Annotated in this window: 15 protein-coding genes and 1 tRNA gene; all 16 read right to left on the bottom strand. The window is 62.9% G+C overall.

Going from position 1 to position 13,073, the window contains the following annotated elements:
• The 16 genes from OGM60_01690 to rsgA all read right to left on the bottom strand — a co-directional run bounded on the left by OGM60_01690 (nucleotide 1) and on the right by rsgA (nucleotide 13,057).
• Nucleotides 1–1,062, bottom strand: a complete 1,062-nt coding sequence (locus tag OGM60_01690; protein UYI99531.1) for a cellulase family glycosylhydrolase — start codon at nucleotides 1,060–1,062, stop codon at nucleotides 1–3.
• A gap of 475 nt (nucleotides 1,063–1,537) precedes the next feature.
• Nucleotides 1,538–1,610 (bottom strand) — tRNA-Phe (locus tag OGM60_01685).
• A gap of 135 nt (nucleotides 1,611–1,745) precedes the next feature.
• Entirely contained in the window at nucleotides 1,746–2,030 is a 285-nt protein-coding gene (locus tag OGM60_01680) for a ribbon-helix-helix domain-containing protein (GenBank protein ID UYI99530.1), read from the bottom strand.
• Between the two features lie 95 nt (nucleotides 2,031–2,125).
• Nucleotides 2,126–2,485 carry a DUF192 domain-containing protein gene (locus tag OGM60_01675; protein UYI99529.1) on the bottom strand — a complete coding sequence of 120 codons (360 nt, stop codon included), beginning with the start codon at nucleotides 2,483–2,485 and terminating at the stop codon, nucleotides 2,126–2,128.
• Entirely contained in the window at nucleotides 2,482–2,958 is a 477-nt protein-coding gene (locus OGM60_01670; protein UYI99528.1) for a hypothetical protein, read from the bottom strand. The genes OGM60_01675 and OGM60_01670 overlap by 4 nt, the downstream gene beginning before the upstream one ends.
• Nucleotides 2,958–5,018 (bottom strand): hypothetical protein, encoded by a 2,061-nt coding sequence (locus tag OGM60_01665; GenBank protein UYI99527.1) that lies wholly within the window; start codon nucleotides 5,016–5,018, stop codon nucleotides 2,958–2,960. The genes OGM60_01670 and OGM60_01665 overlap by 1 nt, the downstream gene beginning before the upstream one ends.
• A 76-nt stretch (nucleotides 5,019–5,094) precedes the next feature.
• Nucleotides 5,095–5,595 carry a pilus assembly protein gene (locus OGM60_01660; GenBank protein UYI99526.1) on the bottom strand — a complete coding sequence of 167 codons (501 nt, stop codon included), beginning with the start codon at nucleotides 5,593–5,595 and terminating at the stop codon, nucleotides 5,095–5,097.
• On the bottom strand, nucleotides 5,570–5,788 hold the full coding sequence (locus OGM60_01655) for a hypothetical protein (GenBank protein UYI99525.1): 219 nt from the start codon (nucleotides 5,786–5,788) through the stop codon (nucleotides 5,570–5,572). The genes OGM60_01660 and OGM60_01655 overlap by 26 nt, the downstream gene beginning before the upstream one ends.
• Nucleotide 5,789: 1 nt before the next feature.
• Entirely contained in the window at nucleotides 5,790–6,353 is a 564-nt protein-coding gene (locus OGM60_01650; GenBank protein ID UYI99524.1) for a hypothetical protein, read from the bottom strand.
• A complete protein-coding gene (locus OGM60_01645) occupies nucleotides 6,317–6,550 on the bottom strand; it encodes a hypothetical protein (GenBank protein UYI99523.1) in 234 nt (77 codons plus the stop codon). Before OGM60_01645 ends, OGM60_01650 begins: the two co-directional genes overlap by 37 nt.
• A 10-nt stretch (nucleotides 6,551–6,560) precedes the next feature.
• On the bottom strand, nucleotides 6,561–7,202 hold the full coding sequence (locus OGM60_01640; GenBank protein UYI99522.1) for a type II secretion system F family protein: 642 nt from the start codon (nucleotides 7,200–7,202) through the stop codon (nucleotides 6,561–6,563).
• Nucleotides 7,199–8,125 (bottom strand): type II secretion system F family protein, encoded by a 927-nt coding sequence (locus OGM60_01635; protein ID UYI99521.1) that lies wholly within the window; start codon nucleotides 8,123–8,125, stop codon nucleotides 7,199–7,201. The genes OGM60_01640 and OGM60_01635 overlap by 4 nt, the downstream gene beginning before the upstream one ends.
• A complete protein-coding gene (locus tag OGM60_01630; GenBank protein UYI99520.1) occupies nucleotides 8,098–9,426 on the bottom strand; it encodes a CpaF family protein in 1,329 nt (442 codons plus the stop codon). Before OGM60_01630 ends, OGM60_01635 begins: the two co-directional genes overlap by 28 nt.
• Nucleotides 9,423–11,066: a P-loop NTPase gene (locus tag OGM60_01625; protein ID UYI99519.1), complete on the bottom strand. Its 1,644-nt coding sequence runs from the start codon at nucleotides 11,064–11,066 to the stop codon at nucleotides 9,423–9,425. The genes OGM60_01630 and OGM60_01625 overlap by 4 nt, the downstream gene beginning before the upstream one ends.
• A complete protein-coding gene (gene cpaB, locus OGM60_01620; protein ID UYI99518.1) occupies nucleotides 11,066–11,725 on the bottom strand; it encodes a Flp pilus assembly protein CpaB in 660 nt (219 codons plus the stop codon). Before cpaB ends, OGM60_01625 begins: the two co-directional genes overlap by 1 nt.
• Nucleotides 11,726–11,977: 252 nt before the next feature.
• Nucleotides 11,978–13,057 carry a ribosome small subunit-dependent GTPase A gene (gene rsgA / locus OGM60_01615; protein ID UYJ00138.1) on the bottom strand — a complete coding sequence of 360 codons (1,080 nt, stop codon included), beginning with the start codon at nucleotides 13,055–13,057 and terminating at the stop codon, nucleotides 11,978–11,980.
• Nucleotides 13,058–13,073 lie beyond the last annotated feature (16 nt).

Genomic DNA, 13,073 nt, shown 5'->3' with positions numbered 1-13,073 from the left:
CTATTCAATCATGCCGCGTTCGAGCGTACCGAGCGCCGCGCGAGCGTCCCATGCTGCAATGCGCTTCTCGGTCTTCCACGTTTGGAAGAACCAACCGGCAGCCGGCGCAAACGAAGCCAGCTGGTTGGCGATAAACACGCGCTCGTAGGCATTGCGGCCCTCGGGCGTAACCGACGAGTTGGCAAAGATCGCCGCACCCGACCATTCGCCCACCAGCACGGGGAACCCAGTCGAAATCGCTTCTTTAAGCTCGCGCTTGTTACGCGAAATCGCCGTCGTCAGCCCGCGGGGGCTCGTGATGTCGAGCGCATGCTCGTCGCGGTAATGGTACAGGTGAAGGTCCATGTAGACGTTCTTGTACTTGGCGCCGCGCATAAAATGCTTCCACTCGCTGGGATGCCCCGAAGACGAGAAGACGACAATCTTATCCTCGGGCATATACGAACGGACGAGCTCGTAGGCATCGCGATAGAAATTGCGCAAGTAGTGGGCCGGAATGCCATCCGTCATGGTAAAGAGACTCTTGCGGACGCTCATCTGTGGCGTATCCAGCAGCTCAATGCCCAGCAGGCTCTCGGCCTCGCCGTAGCGATCGGCCAAGCGCTCGAGCACGTCGAGTGCGACATGACGGCCGTTGGTGGACGAATGCCACTCGGCAACAGCCTCCGGCGTGGTGGGCGAATCATTGGAATCGCCCTGGCCACCGGGCACCGTCGCCAGATCGAGCAGCACGCGGATGTCATACTTGGCAGCCCACTCAATTGCACGGTCGATGTAGTCGACAACCGAGATGTAGGACGCATCGGACTCCTGCGAGCCAAAGGCATACCAGGGCACCGGCAGGCGCACGGCATTGAGACCGATCTGCGCCATGCGGCGAAAATCGTCCTCGCTCACAAACGTCTCGTAATGACGGCGCATGCGCTCGTTATAGGCGGCGGTGCCCATGGCCTCCTGCAGCTCGGCCGCGTTGGATGCACCGGTCGCCGCGTATAGCGACGGGGTCACCCAAGGCTCGGGAATAAACCAGCCAGAGAGATTAACGCCGAGTGTCCTCTCCATCACTGCCCCCTTCGGATCGTGCAGGCCGAGCCTGCATCGTATTGCATAGGAAAAGTATCGTTTTGAGTATACCCGCGCGTGCGGACAGACGACCGAACGGTCTGTAAAGTGGCGCAAAAGCGGGAGGAATGTCTGGGGCGGGCCCGAGCTAGTGCGCCGAGATGTGCACGCACGTCGGAAGCAAGCGCCGGAAAGCGCATGCCGTTTTCTCGTTCAATAACGGGATGCATTTCCGCGGGTCCACATAAAAGAAAAGGACCCCTTTGCAGAGGTCCTAGTCAATTCAAGGTGGCGGGGAAGGGAATCGCGTCCGCGCGCTGCGCGGACGGACCGCTGCGGCGCTTGCGCGCCTTGCGAGCTACGCTGGCAAACGCTAACGCGTTTCCTCAGCTCCGCGCCCTCACGGGGTTCGATTCCGTGCAGGGTCTATATAAAAGAAAAGGACCCCTTTGCAGAGGTCCTAGTCAATTCAAGGTGGCGGGGAAGGGAATCGAACCCCTGACACGAGGATTTTCAGTCCTCTGCTCTACCAACTGAGCTACCCAGCCATTTGAGGTGTGCCTTGTTTCAAGGCTTGATTAGTATAACCAAGGACGCGCTCCGGTCAACCGAGAATTTAAAAAAAGTTTTTGAGCACGGCGTCAGCCACAAGTCCGATCCTATAGAACAGCACGTTAGAGATATCAACCCGCCGCAAGAAGTTTTTCGCTCAGGGCTGCACGGGCAAACTCACTTGGCGTCATTCCTTCAGCCGCCGCCCGTCGACGAATCGCCTCCTTCATCCCTAGGGGAATCTTGACCGATAGCGTTGCCGTACCTTCGCTTGAAAGTGGAGGCCGCCCGTGCACGATCCCCCCAACGGTATGCTCGCCGTCCGGAAACTCGCCATGCTCGTACGACTCGCACCACGTGTCAATCATTTCATCCGTTACAACCTGACCATTGGCAGCCGTATACGCCTTGCTCATCATCGACCCCTCTGCCGAGCTCGCTCGATCTCTTGCCAGAATTTCTCCTCCATCTTACCCAGTTTCGTATGACGAAAGTCCGCTGTCGCCAATTCTTACGCCGGCACTTGTTGGAGGGTGGGAGGTGTAGCGAGGATTGAAGGGCGTTCCAGCACCGCCCAGGCACCGGGACAGGAACACATGCGCCAAGGACGGACGTTTTCGTAGCATGCGAGGATGCTGCCGTTGCGGTCGATAAAAGCAATGTCGATGGGGTAGGCCATAAAGCAGGTGTGGACCGAAGAGCAGCGTGGGAACGCCATGACGAGCGGCAACCCGTTGGCGGCAATCGGAGACCGTCCCAGCATGCCGCGCAGGCGCACGGCAAACGACTCCGCCACCACAAACTCGGCAGGCGTCCAACCCAGCCTGTTGAGCGCCCGCGCGTAGGCAATGTAGGATGAGGCCGCGGTCACATAACCACCCCCGGACGCCACGGATCGACCGTCACCGCGCGCTCGTGCGACAACTTTGCCGGTGCCCCCAGCGAAACGCCGGCGATGCTGAGCGAGCTCGGCCACGGCTCGTAGCGCATGGTACAGGTATAGGTCCTAAACGTGCCGGAGAGCGAAAGCAGACCGCCATCCGATGTCGTCGCACCCTGCTCGCTCGAGACCTCAATCTGCAAGTCATAGCCTTCCATGGCATGTTGGATCTGAGCCTGAACGGTCGCGGAGGCATCGATGGAGCTGCCATCGCCCTCCCCGCTCGGCGCCACGGCATGCGCTAGCACGATATCGGGCACCACGCGATCGAAGCGCGCGACCGCGCCGGCAAAGACCATGACGTTGTACACGATGAGCGCCAGAATCAGCAGGACGGGCGTGACCACGGCCATCTCGACCGTCGCCTGGGCGCGCTCCTCGCGCAGGCGCTTGCGGATGCTCATTACGACCCACCGCCCAGGGCACCCGCCAGCGTGGCGACATCGACGGTGAGTGGAATGGAACCGCCGCCGGGCAGCGGAATCTCCGCAAGCGTGAACACCGTGCCGCTGATGGTGCGCTCGACTTGATATTCCAGCGCCTCGCAAAGCGCCTTGGGGTCGGTCACGCCCAGCGGAATACTTCGTAGCTTGTCCTGCACTTTAGAAAGACCTGTGATGTCAGACCCAGGGCTCTTGATGACATTGGCGGTGTCGGTCAGCACCGGCTTTCGCAGGCGCAAGTCGCACGGCTCCAAGCCCAGCGCCGCCACGGACGCCGAAACGGTATCGCCGAGCCACGATGCAATGGAGCCCAGCGCGCCACTGCTCCCTCCCAGGCCATCGATCATCTCATCCATAAGCTCGTCGGCCGAGCCCTGGATGTCTCCGTATCCCACAAGTAGCCGTCCCCAAACATCCATGACGCCATCGAGTACGCCGGCAACGCCACCCGAACGTTCCTCCAACGTCGAGAAAAACCGCGAGAGAACGTTGTTCTGCGCCGTCGCGTCATCGGGTGCCAGCACCGCAGCAGAGATCGCACCGCGCTCACCAAGTCTGACTGTCGTGTTAAACGAAGAGTTGAGCTCATCGGGGCTCGAGATGGCACCCGAAACCGCAAAGGCGACCACGCCGTTGCGACCGGGCGGGGCGATACGCGGACGCTCGCCCGAAAGCGCTTTAATAGCCTCGTCAAACGCATTGCCCGCACGGTCGGCCTCATCCTCGGTCTGACGCATGAGCTCAAGCTCTTTGTTCCGACATTTGACGTATTCCTCCAAGGCCTTTTTGAACTCGTCGAAGTGATATTCGAAGCCGTTTTCGATAGAGGTTGAAGGCGCCGCAACAGCACCAAGCGACAAAACGCCAAAATGGCATTTGCTGCATTTATCCTGTCCATCGTAATCGGCAACCGAAGCAAATCCGCTCGGCGTCCCTTTCTTATAGTTAGGGCAGGTCGTCCCGTAATGCAGATACGCCTTGTCATCGTTCACGCTAGTCGGCCACACCGCATCGGTATAGAGTTCCGTCGCCCGAACCTCATCAGAGTTGCGCGGCAGCAGCGGAATATAGGAGGAAACCCTGTCTCCGTTCTCGGTTATATGCGCCCGATCGACCTCCGCGCTCGCATAGGTATAAAACGCCTTACGCGCCGCAGACTCTGCCTTCATCTCGACACTCGAGCCGTGGGGCTTCTCATTTGTCAGACGCCAATGGTAGTAGTCCTTCGCGCGATCAAGGGCAACTTGGGGCTCCCACGTAACGCTCGATGAGTAATGCGGATTTTGAACACCGGAGAGATCCGTTAGGCTTTTCGCACGCTCCCACATGCAAGAACAGCTGCCGACCGAGCCCTTGTCAGACCCACCACAATCCGCCAGCCAAGCACGCTCTTTAGCCTTCGCCGTGTCCTCAGAAGCCTTCCGCAGCTCCTCGGCCGCACACTCTAAATCATCTGATGTGTCTTTAATGGCATCGGTCGAGATCTCGGACCCCTCGAGCGCAGCGAAGTCAGACTCGGATGTCCTGGGCACGGCAAGCGCCGTACCGGTATAGGTCACACTATCGGTATCCTGCGCCGACACCGCCTGCGTGGCACGCGCGGCGATCAGATACGGCAGAGCCGTCTCGATTTTCTGTAAGCCTTCCGATGCGCTTTTGGCAAACTTGTTGCGCGTTTTAATGATCTCAATCCCGGTGTCGACCATATTGCCGGCAACCGGCTCGGCACCCGGGATGAGGATGGCGACCAGGCCCGTCCCGATCGTGGCAAACCCCGCCAGCCCCAGACTCAAGATGCTCGCATCAACCACCGTGGCAGCCGTGTGATAGGACGACACTACGTTGGCACCCGCCAGCGCGCCACTATCAGCCGCCACCTGAGTATCCCCGGCACGCGACATGCTCCATATCGCCGCGGTCGACGAAAACAACAATGTGAGCACCACTAGGATGACCACGGCAGAAGAAAGCGTGGTATAGGCGCCGTCTTCGATAAACAGATCGACACCGGCTCGACCCATAAAGCCGCCTCGTTTGCGGAGAGCGCCTGGTCGACGGCGGGCCGCAAACCCTTGCGTCACCCGCAACAGGCAGCGCCTAATCCCATGCAGCAATCCACGAATCATAATCTCCCTCCAGCCATTCGGGACGCGATTGATACGAGACATCGACCTTGAGCTCAACGTAGCCGCCCTCGGCGGTACCACCCATAGCCTGCGCAAACGCACCGATCACAGGCAGCGGTTTAACCTCGCCGGTAACGGAAACGGACGAGACGCCGCCCGCATCGGCCCGACCAAGCTCGATATCCCACGACAGGGGCCCGCCGGCATGGAAAATCGAAACGTCGGGAACCGCGGCAAGACGGCGGCGGGCAAACTCCTTAATATCCTCGTCATCCCCCACCGTCGTCGTGGTCATGAGCCGCGCGGTCTCGGCGGCGGCAGACTCCATGACCGCGCGTGTATAGAGCAGGCACACCGGCTGCAGCGCCAACAGGACGAGCGTCAGAAACGTCGGCAGTAGGAATGCCGCCTCGACCGTAGACTGAGCCCGGTCCTCGCGCGCAACATCAATACAGCACGATGTCCTTAGCACCCGCAGCAGCGTCGACAACCGATGTCGAGGTGACGCCGTGAGATGCCGTCCGCTCGACCAGCGCCGCCAAGCGCCCATCGGCACCGGCACGCCAAAGCCCTGCGATCGCCAGCACGATGGAAAGCAGTGCCACCGTGACGATGGCGTATTCGACCGTTGCCTGGGCAGATTCTTCGCGCAGGACATAATGCATTTCACGACCCCTCCTTTGAGTTCGTTGTCTGCGGGGTCAGGCGGACCACGCGCAGGCAACACGAAGTATCACCAGCATCCGCGGCAACCGTCACCATATCGACCCAGCCGCGTCCGTCACGCACGATGGCGCCCCACACGTTGCCCTTGATGTCGAGATAGCCGTTCAGAGCAAGTTGCGCCGTGGGCACCTCGCGATAGGCACGCAGCATATCCGCCGCCGCCTCGGTCATCGGTCGGCACTCGGACCATGCGAGACGAACAGCGACGGCATTGTTTGCAGATGAATCCGTTGCAGCGTCCGCTCGCTCGTCGAGTGCTTGCAAGAACGTTTGCGCCGTAACGGCGGCATTCGCATCGGCCACGTCTCGCGCATCGTCTATTTGAGACGCCGCAGCCGAACCCGATCCCACATCCGCGGCAGCCCCTAAACGTTGTTGCCGTGCTGCGTTAAGCCCCCAAACCGCCACTGCCACCGCCACGACCGCACAGGCGAGCACCAGCAACGCGCCGACGGGACGGGCGCCCTCTACAGGCTGTTGATGCCCTCGCTGATAGCGCTCCATAAATCTTGGACCTTGCCCTTAAATGCGACGATGGCAATGATGGCAATCACCACGAGCACACCGACTAGGATGGCGTACTCGGTGGTGCCCTGCGCGCTCTCCTCCCGCAGCAGTTCTTCGGCACGCTGGCGAGCGTGAATTGACTGGCAAAACGCCAAGCTCCAGACCTTGTCAACAACGTCAGTCATCGTATTCATGTATTCCTCCCTACATCATCCCGCCTGCCCCCAGCAGCGGGCCCAATATGGACAAAAGCAACGCCGGCAAGATGAGCGTGCCGGTGGGAATCAGCAGCTTGACCGGCGCACGCTCAATCTCGCGCTCGACCGCGGCGCGATGGGCCGCGCGAATCTCGCGACTTTGGGCCGCCAGCGTCTCGGCAAGCGGGGCACCGAGAGCAAGCGCCTGCCCCGCTGTGATGGCAAAGGTCTCGAGCGCCCGCACATCCAGGTCGCGCGCGGCCGCCAGAAGCTCATCCTCTCGCGTCCCTACGCCCACCCGCCATGCCATGCAGGCTCGCTCAAGGCGGAGCGCCAACGTCGATCGGCGATTGGCGCAAAAAACCTCAAGCGCCGCATCGAACGAAAGGCCGGCCGAAAGCCCCAGACGCACCACGTCGATCATCTCGGACACCTCGCCGAGCGACACCTGCGCCGTACCACCCGTGCCGAGCATGACCCTCAACCGTGCTACCAGGACATCGGTCACCGATCGGGCAGCCGCAACAACCAGCAGCGCCTCGCGTTTGCAGACCTGGGCGATCTTGCATACGTCCGCACGATTGAGCCCTGTCACGATAAACACGCTGAGCGCGCACAGGCATGCCGCGACCCCGACCAGGGCGCTCATAGCTCCACCCGCATAATGCGTCGGATGACCACCAGGGCGACGGCGTTGAGGGCAAGTCCCAGTACCACGGCACCGGCACCCGCCGGCGTTGCAAGGCCGCGGCGAAAGTCGGCCGAAAGCAGCGCCAGCACCGCGCACATACCCGCCGGCATCGCCGAGACCATGTGTGCCGACATACGAGCCTGCGATGTCTTGACGTCCAAGCGGCGCTTGAGCTCAATGCGCTCCCCCACCATGCTCGACGCCTCGGACAACAGGTCGGCAAGCGGGGCACCGGTTCGCTGCGACACCTTGAGCGCCAAGGTGACAAGCGAAAGGCCGGGGGCATCGATACGGTCGAGTAGGTCATCCAACGCATCAGTCGCCGAGACGCCGCAGTCGATCGCCGTCGCCACGCGCAAAAACTCGGTATGCACCGGCTCTTGCGCGTGAGTTCCCACAAACCTCATGCCCTGGGCCAGCGAATGACCCGAGGCGAGCGACATAGAGAGCGCCGTAAAGGCCTCGGGCATGGCTTCTTCCACATCGTGTTGCTCGCGGCGACGGTCGAAGGTGTCGCGAGCGGCGCCTACGCCAAACGGTGCGAGCAGCCCCAGGACAAAGCCGATGGGCGACAGCGATACGACAGTCAGGGCAATGCCGCAGACACCACTCGATAGCAGCAAGCATGCCAGGCGCGCCTCGTCATCCTCGATAACAAGGCCAAGGCGATGTGCTGGAACCAGCGCCGCCCAGGAGCGGGCAATCTTTTTTAGCAGGTCGTTTTCTACCAACTCGCGCGGCAGCCTCTCGGCAACCGACTCAAGCGCATGACTGACCAGTTCCGCCGGCGGCACGCGCGACACACGAGGCTCCGCCCCGCACGCCACCGCGGCAGAAAGCCCTGTCAAGCCCCCTACGACGAGGGGCACAACGATCTCCATTCGTCCACCTCCTCTTGTGTGAGCGTTCCCGAGCGCAGGCCCTCCGCGATAAACGGAGGCTCGCGATCGAGCGTCCAGGTGCGCGTGGCGGCATCGAACGTCACGTAGCGCTCAAGCTCCACGCCTCCTGACGTGCCGCGTCGCACCCCCGAATAGGAGGACACGAAACGCCTGCCGTCCGCATGACGCTCGGACATCACGATGCCGTCGAGCGCCATGGCAATCTGCTCCTCGATAAGCTCGCTCGGCAGATCGATGCCATAGCGCGCAAGCAGCGTCAAACGCACCACGGTCTCCTGCTCGGTGCCCGCATGAAGCGTGGTGAGCGATCCGTCGTGCCCGGTGTTCATGGCCTGCAGCATGTCGCAACATTCCGCACCGCGCACCTCACCCACCACAATACGGTCGGGACGCATGCGCAGGGCGTTGGTCACCAGATCGCGGATTGTCACCGCGCCCTCGCCCTCAATTGAAGCCTCGCGCGCCTCCAGGCGAACCACATGCGGGTGATGCGCAAACTTGAGCTCGGCGGAGTCCTCGATCGTCACGATGCGCTCGCCGGTGGATATCTCGCACGACAGCGCGTTGAGCAGCGTGGTCTTGCCCGATCCCGTGCCACCCGCAACCGCCAGATCTTGACGCAGCGACACCGCACACGACAGCAGTTGCGCATACCAAAGCGGCAGCGACCCCAGGCCCACAAGCTCGTCCAACGAACAGATGCGATCTGAGAACTTGCGGATGGTGAGGATTGGTCCATCAATCGCCACGGGCGGGATCACCGCGTTGACGCGATAGCCCGTCTTGAGGCGGGCGTTGACAATGGGGCTGCGCTCGTCGATGCGCCTGCCCAGTGGCGAGATGATGCGGTCGATGAGCACGCGGATCTGCTCGTCATCCTCAAATGCATGCTCGATGGGATATAAGACGCCGCCGCGTTCAAAGAAAGCCGAGCGGCAACCGTTGACCATGATCTCGGTGACGGTGTCGTCCTCGATGAGCGGCTGCAGCGGGCCCAGGCCCACCACGTCGTCCAAGATCTCGTCGATGATGGTCTCGCGCTCGGGCGTCGCCAGGTCGCCCGGCTCCTCCACGTTGAGCGCCGCCTCCACCGCAGGACGCAATTCCGAGCGGGCGCGCGCCGGATCGATGTATGCGCTGATACGCGCCACCTCGTCATAGCCCATGCGGTCCATCACGGCGCGCTTGGTGCGGCGCTTGACGGCACGGTGGCGCCCCGCATCAACAGGCGCCGCCGCCGCGGCCGCACCGGCTTCCTTAATCCTTGTTTGCAAGCTCATCGCGAATCACCCTCGCGCGACCAGGGAAGACGGATACGTGGGCGCTCGGTGCGCGTCGCGCGGTCGGTGACCATGTCACTCCAGGGACCGACGGCGCAGCCCAGCTCCACGAGCATCTCGCGCGTGGCTTCGCGCACGCTGGTGGCAAAAGCGCTGGTCTGGCCCACCGCCTCGTCAGCACGGCCGAATGCCATGAGCGCCGTCAAGTCCTGCCCGCCGTCGGCAATGCGAATCTTGGAGCTCAACGCGCAGGTAATCTCAAAGCGCATGGCGACATCCTCGTCGGCGCCGCGCGCGCCAAACCGGTTGAATACGGCGCTCATGCGCGTACGCGGCACGCCCACACGGCTCGCCAGTTCGATAACGCGTGCCGCGGACGTCGCAGATGACACCGATTGATCGCCCACGACCAGGCAGCGGTCGCTTGCCGCCACCGCGGCCGCCACGGCGTCACCCCAAAAGACCGAGGTGTCGACAAGCACCACGTCGGATTCGCGGCGCAAGACGTCAAGCAGCAGCTCCACCGGACGCGCCATGAGCTCGGCCTGTTCGGGCGCGGCGACCGGGCCCCAAAGCGTGACGCCCGGGGCCACGCGCATCGAGGCGGCCACGATGTCCGATTCGGCGAGTGCGCCCGCAGCCGATGGCTCGATAAGCGTCGCCATGTCATGCGGGGCATCGGCGCCCAACAGGTCGTAGAGGTTTCCAAACATCAGGTCCAAGTCGAGCACGGCAGCACGCAGGCCCAGCAGCGACGCCGCGTGCGACATGGCGGCGACGATCGTCGACTTGCCGCAACCGCCCGAACCCGAGACGGCGCAGACAACCGGAGCTCGATGCGACGGAGCGGCGGCATCCGCCGGCGGCGCGGGGGCAGGCGACGCGGGCACGGACGGCAACGTCCCCGTCTCCCCGGCAGCGCTCATATGCTGCGCCCAAGCCGGCATGGCAGGTTGCTCGGTCTGCGGGACCGAGTCTGGAGACTTCACGGTCGCATCGACACGAATATTGTCGTTCCCAGCAAGCCCCTCAACCTCGTCGAGCTCATCGACCAGGCTCACGCCATGCACGTATCCCATATCTACAGCCAGAAGCTCCTCGCCATACGGCACCGGCTCTCCGGCATCATCGTATGCAAGGGGATCCCGGGGGCACCGACCATGCTCGGCTTCCGCTTTTCCACAATCATCAACACGCGGGCCTCTTGTAGCGCGAGGCGCCCCGGGTTCCCTATCAACAAAAGCATCGGGCTCAATCGTCAGACACCGGTCGTAATCAACCGTTCCCTCGCCCGCGCGCCCGTTGCCGCATATGCTGCGCGCAGCGATAACCTCGGTCGCCCCCGCGCGAAACAGCCCCTCGATATCCGAAGGATCGAGCGTCTCTATCAGTACGACCACGCGGCTCACACGGCCCTCGGCCGTCAGGCGTGCAACAGTCTTTCGCACGTCTTCGGCATCGAACAGGGCTGCCGCGATAATCGCCGCCCCGCGACGCGACGGAAACGCCCGCGCCATGGACACCAGCCCATCCAGGTCGCCCACGCGAAGCACCTGCGCGCCCGCATCGCGACCCTCGACTTCCCGCTGCAGCAATCCGTAATCACCACACGCGCAGCATGCAAGCCAGATCGCCTTCATCACTCGTCGCCTCCGCTCTTTTTGCCGCGCACCGTGGCGGGAATCGTCAAACTGACCGTCCCCTTGCCCGAGGCCCCCAGCAATTCCTTAACGTCTTCGGGGTCGGCCGCCAGCGTCACCCATTCGATCTTGCCTTCGCGCGTGGCGCCGGCCACTTCGCTGGTATCGATCACGCGCGCGCCGCACAGCCGATCGGTCACGCCATCTTTTTGCACGTACACGTCCACATAGCTGCCCACGCCCGTGGCGCCGCCGACCGAGTGCTCGGCATCGACCGCCACCGAAACGGCGACCTTGCCTTTGGGCACCTCGAGCTTGTGGCTTTCGGCCTTGGTGTAGGCATCGCAAATCACGGCATTTTTAGGGATGCGTGAGGTCGTCACGTCGCCGCGCACCTGACGCAACTCGGTCGCCGCATCGCGCGGCAACAGACTCGCCAGCCATTCCTGGGTTATGACATTGGTCTCGTCGAGCGTCTCGCCCGCATCGATATCGCGTGCCGCGACGCACACCTCGACGCGATCGCCGCCATACTTGGCCAGCGTCTCGGCCTGGGCCTGCTCAGCCCGCGAGCGGATCGACGATGCGTAGACTATGCAGAGCAACGCGGCGAGCACGCCCGCGATCAGACTGATGGCGATGCGCTTGCTCTTGTTCACGGCCGCTCCTCTCAAGGTAGCACCGGGCGGATGCCCGTACCACCATTGTCCGAGCGGGCAAGCAGCAAAACGACGCGATCGCGATCTTGGTTTTGAGCGTCAAACCAATTGCCGACCAAAAGCTGACCGGCCCGTCAAGCTCGTGGCAAGGTTTTGGTCAGCACGTCGGCAAAACGCACGTTTAGGGGCGCATCGGCAATAAAAAAGCCGCCTCCCGTACCATTGGGAGACGGCTGTCATAGGTAGATTCGATTACAGATGGACATCGGGATCGAGCATCTGTGCACTCACGCGCATGGATGACGCCAGATTTTGGAACGTCTCCAGGCGCAGGCTGTCGATCTGCCCGGTATCCTCGGCCTCGCGAACGGCGCAGCCCGGTTCGTGGGTATGCGTGCAGTCGCCAAACCGGCACGCACGCGACGCCTCGACGATCTCGGGAAACGCGCGTGCCAAGCCCCGCTCATGCCCCACGAGCGGCAGGCTGCGCAGGCCCGGGGCGTCGGCAATAACACCGGCATCACCCGGAAGCGCCACCATCACGCGCGCGACGGTGGTATGGCGGCCCTGGTCATCGCGCTCGCGCACGCCGCCGGTCGCCAACGTATCGTGGCCCAGCAGCGCGTTGAGCAACGTCGACTTGCCGGCACCCGATTCACCCAGGATCATGGCGCAGCTCCCAGCGGGAACGCAGGCGCGAACCTCGTCCAGGCCACGGCCCTCGGCAGAGGATGTCACGATTACACGCACGTCCGGACCCACCAAGCGGTGCACGCGGTCCAGATCGCGTTCGAGCTCATCGGCGTCGCAGCGGTCGGCCTTGGTGAGTACCACCACCGGCTCGGCATCGCAGTCGAGCGCCAACACCAGCGAGCGCGCCACGCGGTCGAGCAGTACCTCGCCGGCGCCGAGCGCCTGCACGATCAGCACGCTATCCACGTTGGAGCAAAGCACCTGACGCTCACCGCGGGCACGGCCACGCCAACGCTCAAAACTCGTGCGGCGTGGCAGCACGCACTCGATCACGCCCATGTCATGCCCCGGTGCACGGCGCACCGCAACGCGGTCGCCCACGGCGGGCAGCAGAACCTCATCCTCGCCACGCGACTTGGCAAACCCCACGGCATGCTCGGCACGAAAGGTGTCATCGGCAGTCGCCACCAGCGGAAACCCACGATCCAGGCGCACCACGGCACCAAGCTGCATCTGCTCGGGCTCCTCAGCCCGAGCACAAAAATCATCGAAGGCAGCCCGCTGAGCATCATCGACCGGCAGATCGTCGAACGTCGGAACATCCTGCAGCGCATCGAGTCCCGGCACGCTTGCCAGCAGCTCCTCGGCAGACGCG

This window comes from Coriobacteriaceae bacterium (assembly GCA_025757745.1).
Classification (GTDB): domain Bacteria; phylum Actinomycetota; class Coriobacteriia; order Coriobacteriales; family Coriobacteriaceae; genus Collinsella.
Note: the sequence above shows the minus strand (reverse complement) of the source record. Positions and strands in the feature narration are given on the sequence as shown.